The sequence below is a fragment of the Nocardioides pyridinolyticus genome (genome assembly GCF_054653575.1).
In genome coordinates this window covers 35223-49778 of record NZ_BAAIFY010000031.1, presented here as the reverse complement: position 1 = coordinate 49778, position 14556 = coordinate 35223, and the positions used below count along the sequence as shown (strand labels likewise).

The window sequence follows — 14556 nt, the reverse complement described above, 5'->3', positions numbered from 1 at the left end:
CCAACTCAGACGCCGGCAGCGGGATACGGCGGAACGCGGCCGCCACCATGCCGGGGGTCACTGTCGGGGCAGCCACGTCCGAGATGACGCACCAGCCCAGGTTCAAAGGCGGCGTGTCTCCATCTCGATAGACGTACGTCCCGCCCAGTGGCGACTTATCGTCTGGCTGGCAAGTCATCTCGCTACAGACCTCGTTGAGATCGCAGGCGGTAAGTACGTCGACTGAGGAAACCCAGCTCGCGCCACCTGCGCTCGGCTGGCTCAACACCTGACTGGGCGACACGTGCTCGATCGAGACATTGAAGTCGTCGTCCCCCGGCGTCACCGGATCTTTCGCGCTCGCGGGGGCAGCCCAGGAAACGGCGAGGACGCACGCAAGCGCGACGATTCTGCGCATCACTCGATGATCTCCAGGTCGGAAACCATCCACGAACCGGCCTCGTTTGCGAGCCTGATGTGCATGGGGACCACGGCGCGAGGCGTCCGATCGACGACCTTCTCACCGTCAAGCAGGGTTCGACCGGCTTGCTCCACCCGGAGCAGGAAGGCCGGTGACTCGACGTCGAACTCACCGTTTGCCGTCGTTGCGGCCACCTGCCAGCCGTCAGTCCGTACCTGGCCGCCCTTGGCGTAAAGATCGTCGATCTGATCAATCAGCGCCTGGCAGCTCTTGCATCCCCTACTCGACACGTCCTGCACCGGCTTCGTGTCACCCGTGACCATGCTGTAGGTCAGCACGGAGAACCAGAAGTCGATGAAGCGCTCAGCACCGGCCTGTGAGATCGCCGTAGCGGCGTCCGGCATCTCCGGAGTCGTCTCGACCGAGGCTGCGGTCGTCGACGGGACGCTGGGCGAGGAGGGCGCGACACGAGGCTCCGGGTCCTCGCCTGAGCAGGCGGAGAGCCCGAGCAGCAGGGCCACAGCGGTGATGACCGCCCGAGTACCGGTCACGGGGCGATCATTCCCCGCGACGCGTTCGAGCGAAACCGGGCGGTCCAGCCCTGTGGAGAACGCCCCGCGTCCGGACAGCCGCCGACGGCAACGTTCCAGAAACAATCATCTGGGTAAGGTCCGCCGCATGAGCAGTCCGTCGATCGCGTCGATGTTCGAGGACTACGGCGGCGCGCGGGGTCCGGCGTACGACGAGATGTTCGACGTCGACGGCCTCCGACCGCCGTACGAGCGGCTGCGCGACTCCCTCCACGACCTGACCGGTCCCGAGCTGGCCGGCCGGGTCGAGGCACTCCAGGCGAGCTACCTCGACCAGGGCGTCACCTTCGACATCGGCGGCGAGGAGCGGGCGTTCCCGCTCGACATCCTGCCGCGCGTCATCGAGATGGAGACGTGGACGACGATCGAGCGCGGCGTGCAGCAGCGGGTGCGCGCGCTGGAGGCGTTCCTCGCCGACGTGTACGACGCCGGGCAGGTCTTCGACGACGGCGTGATCCCGCGCCGGGTGATCGCCACCTCCTCGCACTACCACCGGGAGGCGGCCGGGGTGCGGCCTCCGAACGGCGTCCGGGTGCACGTCTCCGGCATCGACCTGGTCCGCGACGACCGCGGCGACTTCCGCGTGCTCGAGGACAACGTGCGGGTGCCGTCCGGGGTGTCCTACGTGATGACCAACCGGCGGGCGATCTCCGCGGCGCTGCCGGAGCCCTTCGCCGAGCACCGGATCCGCCCGGTGGCGGGCTACCCGCAGCGGCTGCTGGCCGCGCTGCGCGCCGCCGCACCGGCCGGCGTCACCGACCCGACCGTCGTCGTCCTCACACCGGGCGTCTTCAACGGCGCCTACTTCGAGCACGCGCTGCTCGCCCGCACCATGGGCGTCGAACTGGTCGAGGGCCGTGATCTGGAGTGCCGACGCGGACGCGTGATGATGCGGACCACGCACGGCCTCGAGCCGGTGCACGTGATCTACCGGCGCGTCGACGACGAGTTCCTCGACCCCGTGCACTTCCGGGCCGACTCGATGCTCGGGTGCCCCGGCCTGATCGATGCGGCCCGCGCCGGCAACGTGACGCTCGCGAACGCCGTCGGCAACGGCGTCGCCGACGACAAGCTGGTCTACACCTACCTGCCCGACCTGATCCGCTACTACCTCTCCGAGGAGCCGGTCCTCAAGAACGTCGACACCTGGCGGCTCGGTGACCCCGAGGCCCGCGCCGAGGTGCTCGACCGGCTCGACGAGCTCGTGCTCAAGCCGGTCGACGGGTCCGGCGGCAAGGGCATCGTGATCGGGCCGCGCGCGACCAAGGGCGAGCTCGACGAGCTGCGGATCAAGCTGCTGCACGACCCGCGCTCGTGGATCGCCCAGCCGGTCGTGCAGCTCTCGACGGTGCCGACCTTCGTCGACGGGAAGTTCGGCCCGCGGCACGTCGACCTGCGGCCGTTCGCCGTCAACGACGGCAGCCGGGTGTGGGTGCTCCCCGGCGGGCTGACACGGGTCGCGCTGGCCGAGGGCGAGCTCATCGTGAACTCCTCGCGCGGCGGCGGCTCCAAGGACACCTGGGTCCTCGCCGGATCCGGGTCGCTCCGCCGTCACGAGGAGCCGCGCGGCGTACCCGGCTCGGCGCCGCAGAGCGAGGGGCCCGCGCTGCCCGGACGGTCCGCCCAGCAGGAGCAGCAGCAGCAAGGGGGTGACGAGACGTGCTGAGCCGGATCGCGGAGTCGATGTTCTGGATCGGCCGGTACGTCGAGCGCGCGGAGGACACCGCGCGGATCCTCGACGTGCAGACCCAGCTCCTCGTCGAGGACGGCGGCGCCGACGAGGACACCACCTGCCGCACGCTGCTCTCGATCATGGGCGTCGACCACGACCCGACCCGCCCGGCCGACGTCACGACCGTGCTGTCGCTCCTGGCCTACGACCCGTCGGTGGGCACGTCGATCGCGTCCTCGCTGGGGGCCGCCCGCGAGAGCGCGCGCCGGGCGCGCGAGACGCTGTCGGTGCCGATGTGGGAGGCCATCAACACCACCTACCGAGCGATCCCGAGCGGGCGCTTCCGGGCGATGCGGCCGCCGGGTGTCTTCCAGTGGGTGCGCGAGCGCGCGGCGCTGGTCAACGGCACCGCCGACGCGACGATGACCCGCGACGAGGGCTGGCACTTCCTGGTGCTCGGGCGCTGCATCGAGCGCGCGGACATGACCTCCCGGCTGGTCGCGACGGCCGCGCTGGCCGGCAGCTCGACGGCGCCGTGGACGAGCTCGCTGCGGGCCTGTGGCGCCTACGAGGCGTTCCTGCGCACCTACCGCGGCCTGGAGACCGAGCGGGGGGCGGCGGAGTTCCTGCTGCTGGACCGGCTCTTCCCGCGGTCGGTGGTGTTCTCGCTCAACCGCGCCGAGCAGTGCGTCGACAACCTCGAGGCCACCGACCGGCGCGCGGGCTTCCAGAACGAGGCGCAGCGGCTGCTCGGCCGGATGCGCGCCGAGCTCGAGTACCGCTCGCTCAGCGACGTCGTCGCCGACCTGCCCGCGGAGATGGAGCGCCTCCAGCGCACCTGCGCGCTGGCGACCGAGGCGGTCACCCGGCAGTACTTCGGCGCCGAGGCACTCGCCTGGCAGGGGGTCCTTCGATGAGCATGCAGCTGCGGATCGTGCACACGACGTCGTTCGAGTACGACGGCAAGGCGGTCGCCTCCTACAACCAGGCGCGGCTCACGCCCCAGACCACGCCGGAGCAGATCGTCTCGCACTCACGGGTCGAGGTGTCGCCGGCGCCGTGGACCTACGAGTACCGCGACTACTTCGGCACCGCCGTGACCGCCTTCGAGGTCCTCGACCCGCACGAGTCGATGACGGTCACGGCCACCTCGACCGTGCACACCTCCCGGCCGCCCGCGCCGATGGCGCTCACGTCGTGGGAGGGGCTGGACGCCGTCGCGGACCGGTGGACCGAGTTCCTCGTCGTACCGCCGACGGTGCAGCCGCCCGAGGAGCTCGCCGCCCACCTGACCCGGATCCGGGCCCCCTCCGCGATGCCCGGCGACGCCGCGCGCGAGGTGTGCGCGCTGGTCAACCGCGAGGTCGAGTACCGCACCGGCGCCACCGACGTGCACACCCACGCGGCCGACGCGTGGGAGCAGCGGGCCGGCGTCTGCCAGGACATGGCGCACCTCGTGATCGGCGGACTGCGCACGCTCGGCATCCCCACGCGGTACGTCTCCGGCTACCTGCACCCCAAGCGCGAGCCGGTCGTCGGCGACACCGTCACCGGCGAGTCCCACGCGTGGGTCGAGTGGTGGGACGAGGGCTGGCACGCCTTCGACCCGACCAACGACACCGAGCCCAACGACCGGTACGTCGTCGTCGCGGTCGGCCGCGACTACCGCGACGTGAAGCCGCTGAGCGGGATCTACTCCGGCGCCGGGACCACGTCGATGTCGGTCGAGGTGACCGTCACCCGTCTGGGTTGAGCAGCCGCTCCACCCGGAGGGCGGCGAGCCCGTGGTCGGGATCGCCGCTCATCGCGGCCGCGAGCCGCAGGTGAGGGAGCGCCTCGGCGTACCGGCTCTGCCGCTCGAGGCAGCGCCCGAGCGCGTGCTGCGCCCAGTCGTCGCTGGGGTTCTGCTCGACCAGCCACGCCAGCTCGGCCTCCGCGCGCTGGAGCTGGGCGCGCATGAGGAACGCCCACGCGCGCAGCGTCCGCAGCCCGGTGTTGTCGGGCTCGTCGGCCAGCGCCGGCTCGATCACGTCGAGTGCCTCCGCCGGCGCCCGCCGGGCCAGGAGGTCGTACGCCGTTCGGAACGCCGCCTCCGGGGCCGCTGCGTGCCCCGGGAAGACGACCGCCGGTGCCTTCAGCTCGTCGTCGTCGGTCACGCCGCCCACGCTACGTCAGCGCGTCACATCGTAACCGTCGGGAAGCACGCCGAAAGCCTAGATCCGGCCCGGGACGTCATCCGACCTGGTCGCTCCCGCGACCACTTCGTATGACGTCCCACCTCGGGCCCACTACGCTGGTCCTGCGGATGGGCTGGCCGGGCGACCGCGTCACCCTCTCTTCACGAGGAGGTGCCGAGGAAGGTCCGGGCTCCACAGGGCAAGGTGGTGGGTAACACCCACCCGGGGCAACCCGCGGGACAGTGCCACAGAGAACAGACCGCCCCTGCGTGCAGGGGTAAGGGTGAAACGGCGGTGTAAGAGACCACCAGCGACCGGGGCGACCCGGCCGGCTCGGCAAACCCCACCTGGAGCAAGGTCAAGAAGTCCGGTGCTCTCACCGGACGCGCGCACGACTGAGGGCGGCCCGCCCGAGTGCGCGGGTAGACCGCTGGAGGGCGTCGGCAACGGCGCTCGTAGATGGATGGTCGCCACGCTTCGGCGTTACAGAACCCGGCCTACAGGCCAGCCCATCCGCACCAACGGTTCAGCGCCGGCCGAGCGCCCGGGCCCTGCCGTCGGTCGGGTAGGTCTGCCGGATGCCGAGAGCGCGCAGGATGGTGGGCATCACATCGGGTGTCCGGAAGGTCGCGTCGGTGGTGTTGGGCCTCGTCATCGACGCGGACCAGAACACCATGGGCACCCGCTGCACGGGCTCGCTCGCCCCGCCGTGGTCGCCGTAGGCGCCGTAGCTGACCTCGTTGGCCAGCAGACCGACGATGTCCGGACCGTTCACGTCGGCCATGGTGTCGACGATGCTCTGGGCGGTCGCCTGCCACCACTTCCTGTCGGCCCTCGTCATCGGGTTGGTGTCGCTGAGGACGTAGCGGTCACCCTTGCGCCAGTAGGTCGCGATCACGCCCGGCAGGCCGCGCATGATCTTGAGAGCCTCTGCTCGCTTGCGGCTCGAGGCGTCCTTGAGCCAGGTCTGGATCGACGTCGACTGGTAGGAGAACGCGACGTTGCCGGTCGCGACCAGCGGCTGGATCGCGGGTGACGGGTCGTTGTAGACGGTCGGCATCGAGTCGGGGCCGTAGTACCAGTTGGTGTCGCTGGTGGTGCTGACGCCGGGGGCGGTCTTCCCGTAGTACCTGGCCCCGAACGTGGCTCCGTGGTCTGCGGTGAGCACGACGAGCGTGTCGTCGAGGATGCCGAGCCGGTCGAGCTCGTCGAGCATCAGGCCCAGCTGGACGTCGGCGTTCTCGGCGTTGAACTCGACATGGGTCTGGTGGTCCACCGAGCCCGGCGGGGACTGCACGTCGAAGTCTGCACCCCACATGTGGCCGGCCTTGTCGATGCCACCCATCGTGACGAACATCCCCGACCAGTCCTCGTTCGCCATCATCGCGATGGCCGCGTCGGCCACCCACGTGTCACCGCCGAGGTGGGCCGGATCGGTCCCCGGGACGAACCGGTTCCCGTCGAGCGGATAGATCCACGAGGGGAACGCCGTACTGGTGCCGTAGGTGTTCGACGAGTTGACGTAGAAGCGGCCGCAGAACGGGTCCTTGATGTAGGTCGGCACGTTGACGCCGTCCGGTCCCCGGTAGCGGCCACCGAGCGTGGCGTTGCAGGCCGCATCGGGAGTGCCCGCCACGGGAGAGCTGGCCGACCTCCCGCTGAACCGTACGGCGATGTCGGCGTCCGAGGAGTCGAAGGCGGACTCCGCGGCCGCAGACTCGACCGCGTACCCCTTCTGCCCGACGACGATGAACTTCTTGCCGGGCTGCGCGGCCTGGAGGTAGTCAGCCAGCTTCGGGTAGCCCTTGTCCTGGATCAGGGTCCCGAACTGGTCATAGGTGAGCTCGCCCGTGGTCCACATCTGGTCCGTGTCCGGGCTCAACAGGCCTTCGCGGTCCCGGTAGGCCTCGTCCACCCACCCCATGTGCTTCGGGTTCTGGCCCGACATCAGCACGTTGTGCGCGATGACCGTCTCCGATCCCATGTAGCCGAGGTAGGCGTCGCGGAAGTTGGTCCCGGCGTCGCGCAGCATCCGGAAGTTCGGCATGTCGAACTCGTCGGCGTACTGCGGCAGCATCTGGTCGAACAGCACGACCAGCACGCGCGAGGGACGATCGGCAGCCGCCGCGGTCGCCGTGGGAGCGCGAGTGGCCGAGCTCGCTCCTGACGTGGCAGCGGCCACCACGCACCCTGTCGCCACCAGGGCGACCAGACTGAGTCGGCTCGGACGGGGCATCGCGGCACCTCCTGGAAGCGTGGTGCGAGTTTCCACCCCTCGTGGACACGACGGCATCACCGACGTTGGGGAGGAGCCACGCCCTGCGTTCGACGCCCCGCCCGCATCCCCAGAACGGAGGAAGCGGCCGGCGGGCGGACCGACGTAGCGTCGTGGTGAGCGTTGCGGGCCGTCGACTCCTGTTGCCCAGGGGCCGGATCGACGGTTCGCCGACCCTGCGAGGTCGGGCGCTCTCCGACGCGTAGGCCCGAGCAGCGTGGGACTCGCCTCGGACGTCCCGGCACACCGCTGCTGGTCGGGACAGGGGCCGCGGGGTGCTGAAGCTCCTTCCAGCACCTGCGGCCCCGCACGGCTCAGTCCCGGAGCCCGGCGACCAGCTCCGCCGCCGCGTCCGGCCACGTGGGATGGGCGAACTCGAACCCCGCGTCGAGCAGGCGCCCCGGCAGCACCCGCCGGCTCTTGAGCAGCATCTCGGTGTCGCTGCGGAGCGCCCAGGCGCCGAGCTCGGCCGTGCCGCGGGTGGCGGGCAGGCCCACGCGGGCGGCCCAGCCGCCCCACGCCTGACGGAGGTCGCGCATCAGCTCGGCCTGGGTGACCGGGTTCGGGGAGGCGAGGTTCACGGGGCCGGACATGTCGTGGGCGAGCAGGAGCTCGACAGCGGCGACGAGGTCCTGGTGGTGGATCCAGGAGACGTACTGCTGGCCGCCGGCGACGGGGCCGCCGACGCCGAGGCGGGCCAGCCGCAGGAGGACGTCGAAGGCTCCGCCGCGGCCGGGGTTCATCACGATCGCCGTGCGCAGGGCGACGCGGCGGGTGTGCGGGGTGTCGGCCTCTGCGAGCGCGCGCTCCCAGCGGCGGGCGATGCGGACGCTGTACTCCCAGTACAGCGGGGTGTGCGGCTCCTCGCCGCCGATGAGGCCGGTGGCCTCGTCGTTCGCCGGATTGCCGGGCTCGTCGGAGCGGTCGGCGTAGATGGTGGCGGTGCTCATCTGGAGCCAGGTCGCCGGCGGACGGGCAGCCGCAGCGATCGCGGCGCCGACGACGCGGGCCGAGTCGACCCGGGAGTCCATCATCTGCCGGAGGTGGGCGTCGGTGTAGCGGCAGCTGACCGACCGGCCGGCCAGGTTGATGACGGCGTCGGCGCCGTCGACCTCTGCCGCCCAGCTCCCCAGCGTGCGGCCGTCCCAGCCGAGGTGGCGGATGCCGGGCTCCAGCGGCGCCGACGGGTGCCGGCTGAGGACCACGACCTCATGGCCCGCTGCTCTCAGCGCGCGGCGGAGGACTCCTCCGACCTGGCCGGTCCCTCCGGGGACGACCACCTTCATGGCGCCACGGTAACCGATTTTTGAACGTGTTCAAATAAAGGACGGCTTCAGGACCGATCGATGCGGGTAAGACTCCGGCACCGGCGGTCGCCCAAGGGCCGCCCGAGGAAGGGCAGAACCGTGAAGTTCATCCTGGTCGTGGTGCTCGTGATCGTCGTGGCGTTCTTGCTGTTCAAGTACGTCCTGCCCGGGATGCGGCGCCGCTGATGGGCTGGGAAGCGATCCTGCTCCTGGTCATCGGCCTGCCGCTGGTCGTGTGGGCCGGCGTCAAGGTGCTGCGCGACCGGTGACCCGACCGGGCGTCTGGACGCTCACCCGCTGACGAGCTCGAACTCGACCTTCCGCTTCTCGACGTCGGCGACGGTCAGCCGCACGGTCACCTCCGCACCGAGCGGCAGCGGCGAGGAGGACACCACGCGCGCCTCGACCGCCGGGTCCTGGAGCAGCGCGACCCCACGGGTGGGGTCCTGCTCGTCGACGTCGACCACGACACCGGCGAAGGTCGAGCCGACGCGCGGCGACAGCACGCCCGCCTCCACCAGGTCGAGCACCGCGCGCTCGTAGGCGCCCGCGCGAGCGGCCGACGCGCGCAGCACCGCCGGCAGCTCGGGCAGCGCCGAGCGCACCCAGGCGGGCACCTCCTCACCGGCGCAGAGCGCGAGGCAGACCTCGCCGGCGTACCGGTCGCCGAGGCGGCGCAGCGGCGCGGTGACGTGGGCGTACTCCGATGCCAGGGCGGCGTGCTGCGGCTCGGCCGGGGTCTCGCCGTCGAAGGCGACGTACCCGCTCCCGCGCAGCAGCCGGGCGGAGGCGTCCACCATCGCCGCGTGCGCCGGGATCGACGGGTCGAGCGTGCGCACGAAGTCCGGGTAGAGCTGCTCGGCCGGCCACTCGATGCCGAGCGCCCGGGCGGTGCGGTGCAGCCGCTGCACGTCGCGCGGGTCGGCCGCGGGCAGCGTGCGCAGCAGCCCGATCCGCGCGTAGAGCATCAGGTCGGCGGCGGCGAAGCCGGTGAGCAGCGAGATCTCGGCGTTCCAGCGCTCGACCGGCAGCTCCTCGCGGAACTCCAGGCGCCACTTCTCCCCCGCGACGTCGACCTCCTGCTCGGGCAGGGGCAGCGACACCCCGCCGCGCACGGCCTCGCGGGCGATCCGCAGCTCGCCGACCTCCCGCAGCAGCAGGAGTACGTCGGACGCCGACCCGTCATCGAGGGCCGCCTGCGCCTCGTCGTAGGTGAGCCGGGCCCGGGAGCGCACGAGCGCCCGCTCCACCTGCACGTCACGCCGGGCGCCGTCGGCGCGCAGCCGGACGGTCCACAGCAGCGCCGGACGGAGCTGGTCGGGCAGCAGCGAGGCGGCGTCCTCGCTGAGCACCGGCGGGTGCAGCGGGACCTTGGAGTCCGCGCCGTACAGCGTCTCGCCGCGCTTCCACGCCTCGGTGTCGACCGGGTCGCCGGGCCGCACGAACGCGGCGACGTCGGCGATCGCGTAGTGCACGACGTACCCGTCGCCGTCGCGGTCGAGGTGCAGCGCCTGGTCGAGGTCCATCGCGCCGGGCGGGTCGATGGTGATGAACGGGATGTCGGTCCGGTCGAGCTCCGGCAGCCGGGGCGCGCGGGCCGCGACGGCCGCCGCCTCCTCCACCTCGGGCGGGAAGGCCAGCGACACGCCGAGCTCGGACTGGAGGCGGACGATGCCGGACCGCAGGGCGTCCGCGGCGACCCCGTCGCTGACGGAGCGGACGCGGACGACACGGTGGGTCGGCATGGCGCCACCCTAGTGGGGTGAGCCCCCGAGACACCGCCACGTCCGGATCTGTGACACTCCTCCGGTGCTGATCCTGCTGCCGCCCAGCGAGGGCAAGGCCGCCGCGCGCCGCGGCAAGCCGCTCGACCTCGCCGGCCTCGACTTCCCGAGCCTCACCGAGCCCCGCGAGCGGGTCATCGACGCCCTCGTCGAGCTCTGCACCGGCGATCCGGACGTGGCCGCGAAGACGCTGGGCATCGGGACGACGCAGCTCGACCTCGTCGCCCTCAACCGCGGGCTGCGCGCCGCGCCGACCCAGCGCGCGGACCAGGTCTACACCGGAGTCCTGTACGACGCCCTGGACGTCGCCACGCTGACCCCGGCCGCCAAGCGCCGGGCGACGGCGCGGCTCGCCGTCACCTCGAGCGTCTTCGGCCTGGTCCGCCCGAGCGACCGGATCCCGGCGTACCGCCTCTCCGGCGACACCACCCTGCCCGGCCTCGGCCCGGTCGCCGCCGTGTGGCGCGAGCACCTCGGCCCGGTCGTCACCGAGACCGTCGGCAGCGGGCTGCTGGTGGACCTGCGCAGCGGGACCTACGTGAACTTCTGGAAGCCCGCCGGCGTGCGCTCGACGAGCGTCCGCGTCCTCCACGAGCACCAGGGCAAGCGCAAGGTCGTCAGCCACTTCAACAAGGCCACCAAGGGCCGGATCGTCCGGGCCCTGCTGGAGTCCGGCGCCGACCCGCGCACCCCGGCGAAGCTCGCCGAGACGCTGCGCGACCTCGGGTGGTACGTCGAGGAGGACGCCGGCCGCCTCGACGTGGTCGTCACGGAGCTGTAGTCACCACGCTGTCGTCACCACGCTGTCGTCACCAGCGCGAGGCGCCGGCGGCGAAGACGTCGTTGCCCGGCGGCAGCGCGTTGAACATCCGCATCGACGGGCGGCCGTCATACCACGACACGACCGTGATCGACGCCGGCGTCAGCTCCATGCGGTAGACCGACTGCAGCGGCGCGTCCAGCGCATGGGCGACGATCGTCTTGATCGGCGTCACGTGGCTGACCACCACGACCGTCTTGCCGGCGTGCTTCTCCAGCACCCGGGCGAGCGCGTCGAGCACGCGCTTCTCGACCACGCGGAACGACTCACCGGTGCCGCCCGGCGCGACGTCCAGCGACTCGAGCCAGGCGGTGAGCTCCTCGCCGTGCCGCTCCCCCACCTCGGCGAAGGTCAGCCCGTCCCACGCCCCGAACTCCATCTCGGCGAAGCCCGGCTCCACCTCGACCTCGCGGTCGAGCACGGCGGAGAGGATCTCGGCGGACTCCATCGTGCGCCGCACCGGCGACGCGACCACCGCGTCGATCCGCTCCGCGATCGGCCCGAGCCAGTCGCCGATCGCCCGGATCTGGTCGCGGCCCTCGTCGCTGAGGCCGGGGTTCGCGCTGGCCAGCCCGCCGGAGAACCGCTTGTCGACGGTGTGCGGCGTGACGCCGTGGCGCACGAGCACGACGGTGGTCGGCGTGCCCGGCGGCGACCAGCCCTGCGCGGGCTTCGGCTGCTCGGCCGGCTCCTCGGCCGGGGCGCCCGCGACCGTGACGCCGCTGCGCGTGCCGTCGAGCGCCTCGTTGACGAGCCGGTCGGCGGCCACGTTCAGCTCCCGCGGGATCCACGTGTAGGTCGTGCCGAACGGCGCCAGCGCGGCGGCCTCGGCCGCGAGCCGGCGCATGTCGTCGTGCTTGATCTTCCAGCGGCCCGACATCTGCTCGACGACGAGCTTGGAGTCCATCCGGACCTCGACCTCGGCGTCCGGCGCGAACTCCCGAGCCAGCTTCAGCCCGGCGACGAGGCCGGAGTACTCCGCGACGTTGTTGCTCGCCACGCCGATCGCGGCGCCGTCCTCGGCGATGACCGCGCCCGTGTCGGCGTCCCGCAGGACGGCGCCGTACGCCGCCGGGCCGGGGTTGCCGCGCGAGCCGCCGTCGGCCTCGATGAGGACCCTGCCGCCGAGGGGCGAGGTCACAGCCCGGACTCGGAGGTGCGGACCAAGATGCGCTGGCACTCCTCGCAGCGCACCACCTCGTCCTCGGCCAGCCCGCGGATCCGGCCCAGCTCGGAGGCGTCGATGCTCAGCCGGCAGCCGCCGCACTGGCGCGCGCGGAGCTCGGCGGCGCCGATGCCGCCCTTCTGCTCGCGCAGCCGGTCGTAGAGCGCCAGCAGGTCGGCCGGCAGGCCCTCGACCGCGGGTCCGCGCCGGGCGAGCACCTCGGTCAGCTGCTCCTCGATCGAGGCCAGCTTCTCGTCGCGGGCAGCGGCGAGGGTGGTGAGCTGCTCGTCGGACTCGGCGACCATGCCCTCGAGCTTGGTCAGCTCGGCCTGCGCCTCCTCGAGCCTCTCCATCACCTCGAGCTCGTCGTCCTCGAGGCTGGAGATGCGGCGCTCGAGCGACTCGAGCTCGTGCTGCATCCGCTCGAGGTCCTTCGGGTTCGTGATCAGGCCCTGGTCCATCCGGTCGCGGTCGCGGGTGCGCCGGGTCTTCACGGCCTCGACGTCCTGGTCCACCTTCTTCTGCTCGGTGGTGAGGTCGTCGACGACGATCCGGGCGTCGCGCACGAGGTTCTCGACGTCGGTCCGCTTGCCGGTCAGCGTCGCGATCTCCTTGATCTCGGGCAGGTTGCTCCGCCGGTGCCGCAGCTGGTCGGCGCGCGAGTCGAGCTCCTGCACGTCGAGGAGCTTCAGTTGGGCGGCGGGGTCGGCTTTCAGCGGAGTCTCCTCGTGCTTGGGGTCGTGCTCGGGGTCAGGCAGGGTGTCATGCTGTGAACGTCCAGGGATCGGTGCGGAGCGTGCTCACGCGCGTCTCCACCGTATCGCCCAGGGCCTCACGCAGCCGCGCCTCCACCACCGGGAGCCAGGTCCACTCCGCCGCCCAGTGCGCGACGTCGACCAGCGCCGGTCCCTCCTGTTCCCGGAACTCGCTCGCCGGGTGGTGCCGCAGGTCGCTCGTGACGTACACGTCGGCGTCGGTGCGCGCGACCGCGTCGAGCATGAAGTCGCCCGCGCCGCCGCAGACCGCCACCCGGCGTACCGGCCGGCGCGGGTCCCCCGCGACGCGTACGCCGTGCACCGTCTCGGGCAGCGCGGCCGCGACCTTCGCGGCGAACTCCCGCAACGACGTCCCCGGCACCGTGCCGATCCGGCCGCTCCCGGTCGTCGCGACCCCGGAGTCGGCGAGCTCGACCAGGTCGAACGCCGGCTCCTCGTAGGGGTGGGCGTCGAGCAGCGCGCGCACCACGGCCGTGCGGCGATCGCGCGGCAGCACGACCTCGATCCGCTCCTCGGCCACGGCTTCGACCTCGCCGACGCTGCCGATCGCGGGGGTGGCGCCGGCGAGCGGCCGGAACCGGCCGGTGCCGGGGGTCGAGAAGGACGCGTGGTCGTAGTCGCCGATCCGGCCGGCACCCGCCTCGGCCAGGCTGGCCCGCAGGGCATCGGCGCCGGCGACCGGGACGAACGTCGTCAGCTTGTCCCGCGGCGCGGCCGGTGCGGGCAGGACCGGAGCGATGTCGGTGAGCCCCAGGGCCCGCGCGAGCGACTCGGAGACCCCGCTCACCGCCTGGTCGGCGTTCGTGTGGGCGGTCAGCAGCGCGCAGTCCGCGCCGGCGAGGGCGGCGAGCGTGCGGCCCTTGGGCGTGGTCGCGGCGAACCCGTGCACGGGCTTGAGGAACAGCGGGTGGTGCACGACCAGGAGGTCCGCGCCCCAGTCGGCGGCCTCGCGGGCGACCGGCAGCGTCGGGTCGACGGCGAACATCACCTTGTCCACGCGGGCGCCCGGACTGCCGAGCACCAGGCCGACGGCGTCCCACGAGTCGGCCGTGCCGGGCGGGTACCAGCCGTGCAGCAGGTCGACGACGTCCTTGAGGGCGGGCATGGCTGGAGGCTATCGGGGAGGATGGGACGCGTGGAGGGGACGGTCACCGCGCTCTGGGTCGCGGCACAGCGGCACGGGCCGATGCAGGAGCGCACCGAGATCGAGGTCGAGGCGGGACGCGGCATCGTCGGCGACCGGTTCCACGGCACCCGCCACCGGCACGTGACCGTGCAGTCCGCCGAGGCCCTCGCCGACGCCTCCGAGCGGTGGGGCGCTCCGATCACGCCCCGCTCCACCCGGCGCAACATCACCATCACGGGCCCGGTCCCCCGCGGCCCCGGGGTCCGGCTCGAGATCGGTGGCGTCCTGCTGGAGGTGGTCCGCGTCGCCGCGCCCTGCTGGATCCTCGACCGCAGCGTCGGCCCCGGCGCGCAGGAGGCCCTCCGCCGCCGCGCGGGCTCGGTCTTCCGCGCGCTGTCCTCGGGCACGATCCGGCTCGGCGACCCGGTCACCACCGACGAGCCGATGCTGGAGCTCTGACCCCG

Annotated in this window: 14 protein-coding genes, 1 other RNA gene and 1 pseudogene; 7 read left to right on the top strand and 9 right to left on the bottom strand. The window is 72.4% G+C overall.

Annotation, left to right across the window (positions count from 1 at the left end; all coding sequences use genetic code 11):
- Positions 1-397: pseudogene (locus ACYQ0U_RS20255) on the bottom strand (hypothetical protein); the annotation flags it as partial.
- Entirely contained in the window at positions 397-951 is a 555-nt protein-coding gene (locus ACYQ0U_RS20250; protein ID WP_459975689.1) for a DUF6318 family protein, read from the bottom strand. The pseudogene ACYQ0U_RS20255 and the gene ACYQ0U_RS20250, both read right to left, overlap by 1 nt.
- 127 nt (positions 952-1078) lie before the next feature.
- On the opposite strand from ACYQ0U_RS20250, the gene ACYQ0U_RS20245 reads away from it, so the two are divergent.
- The 3 genes from ACYQ0U_RS20245 to ACYQ0U_RS20235 are packed head-to-tail and all read left to right on the top strand — an operon-like array spanning position 1079 to position 4415.
- Positions 1079-2656 (top strand): circularly permuted type 2 ATP-grasp protein, encoded by a 1578-nt coding sequence (locus ACYQ0U_RS20245; RefSeq protein ID WP_459975688.1) that lies wholly within the window; start codon positions 1079-1081, stop codon positions 2654-2656.
- Positions 2650-3579: an alpha-E domain-containing protein gene (locus tag ACYQ0U_RS20240; RefSeq protein ID WP_459975687.1), complete on the top strand. Its 930-nt coding sequence runs from the start codon at positions 2650-2652 to the stop codon at positions 3577-3579. Before ACYQ0U_RS20245 ends, ACYQ0U_RS20240 begins: the two co-directional genes overlap by 7 nt.
- Positions 3576-4415: a transglutaminase family protein gene (locus tag ACYQ0U_RS20235; RefSeq protein WP_459975686.1), complete on the top strand. Its 840-nt coding sequence runs from the start codon at positions 3576-3578 to the stop codon at positions 4413-4415. The genes ACYQ0U_RS20240 and ACYQ0U_RS20235 overlap by 4 nt, the downstream gene beginning before the upstream one ends.
- Here ACYQ0U_RS20235 and ACYQ0U_RS20230 read toward each other — a convergent pair.
- A complete protein-coding gene (locus tag ACYQ0U_RS20230; protein WP_459975685.1) occupies positions 4399-4818 on the bottom strand; it encodes a tetratricopeptide repeat protein in 420 nt (139 codons plus the stop codon). The genes ACYQ0U_RS20235 and ACYQ0U_RS20230 overlap by 17 nt on opposite strands.
- Before the next feature lie 150 nt (positions 4819-4968).
- On the opposite strand from ACYQ0U_RS20230, the gene rnpB reads away from it, so the two are divergent.
- Positions 4969-5355, top strand: an RNA gene (rnpB, locus tag ACYQ0U_RS20225) — RNase P RNA component class A.
- Between the two features lie 10 nt (positions 5356-5365).
- On the opposite strand, the gene ACYQ0U_RS20220 is transcribed toward rnpB, so the two are convergent.
- Positions 5366-6940, bottom strand: a complete 1575-nt coding sequence (locus ACYQ0U_RS20220) for an alkaline phosphatase family protein (RefSeq protein WP_459975684.1) — start codon at positions 6938-6940, stop codon at positions 5366-5368.
- 488 nt (positions 6941-7428) lie between these two features.
- The gene (locus tag ACYQ0U_RS20215; RefSeq protein WP_459975683.1) at positions 7429-8400 is read right to left on the bottom strand and encodes an epimerase; all 972 of its coding nucleotides are present in this window, start codon (positions 8398-8400) and stop codon (positions 7429-7431) included.
- Positions 8401-8460: 60 nt separating this feature from the next.
- Between ACYQ0U_RS20215 and ACYQ0U_RS20210 the strand changes: the two genes are divergently transcribed.
- Positions 8461-8607: a hypothetical protein gene (locus ACYQ0U_RS20210; RefSeq protein ID WP_459975682.1), complete on the top strand. Its 147-nt coding sequence runs from the start codon at positions 8461-8463 to the stop codon at positions 8605-8607.
- Positions 8608-8711: 104 nt separating this feature from the next.
- On the opposite strand, the gene ACYQ0U_RS20205 is transcribed toward ACYQ0U_RS20210, so the two are convergent.
- Complete coding sequence (locus ACYQ0U_RS20205) at positions 8712-10166, bottom strand: RNB domain-containing ribonuclease (RefSeq protein WP_459975681.1); 1455 nt, start codon at positions 10164-10166, stop codon at positions 8712-8714.
- A gap of 64 nt (positions 10167-10230) precedes the next feature.
- Here ACYQ0U_RS20205 and yaaA point away from each other — a divergent pair, with 64 nt between their 5' ends.
- A complete protein-coding gene (yaaA, locus tag ACYQ0U_RS20200; RefSeq protein WP_459975680.1) occupies positions 10231-10986 on the top strand; it encodes a peroxide stress protein YaaA in 756 nt (251 codons plus the stop codon).
- A gap of 28 nt (positions 10987-11014) precedes the next feature.
- On the opposite strand, the gene ACYQ0U_RS20195 is transcribed toward yaaA, so the two are convergent.
- From ACYQ0U_RS20195 to ACYQ0U_RS20185, 3 genes are all read right to left on the bottom strand, one after another.
- Positions 11015-12166: a bifunctional RNase H/acid phosphatase gene (locus ACYQ0U_RS20195; protein WP_459975679.1), complete on the bottom strand. Its 1152-nt coding sequence runs from the start codon at positions 12164-12166 to the stop codon at positions 11015-11017.
- Positions 12163-12867, bottom strand: coding sequence for a zinc ribbon domain-containing protein (locus tag ACYQ0U_RS20190; RefSeq protein WP_459975678.1), 705 nt, complete (start codon positions 12865-12867; stop codon positions 12163-12165). Before ACYQ0U_RS20190 ends, ACYQ0U_RS20195 begins: the two co-directional genes overlap by 4 nt.
- 85 nt (positions 12868-12952) lie before the next feature.
- The gene (locus ACYQ0U_RS20185) at positions 12953-14071 is read right to left on the bottom strand and encodes a Nif3-like dinuclear metal center hexameric protein (protein ID WP_459975677.1); all 1119 of its coding nucleotides are present in this window, start codon (positions 14069-14071) and stop codon (positions 12953-12955) included.
- A gap of 30 nt (positions 14072-14101) precedes the next feature.
- On the opposite strand from ACYQ0U_RS20185, the gene ACYQ0U_RS20180 reads away from it, so the two are divergent.
- Positions 14102-14551 (top strand): MOSC domain-containing protein, encoded by a 450-nt coding sequence (locus tag ACYQ0U_RS20180; RefSeq protein ID WP_459975676.1) that lies wholly within the window; start codon positions 14102-14104, stop codon positions 14549-14551.
- Positions 14552-14556 lie beyond the last annotated feature (5 nt).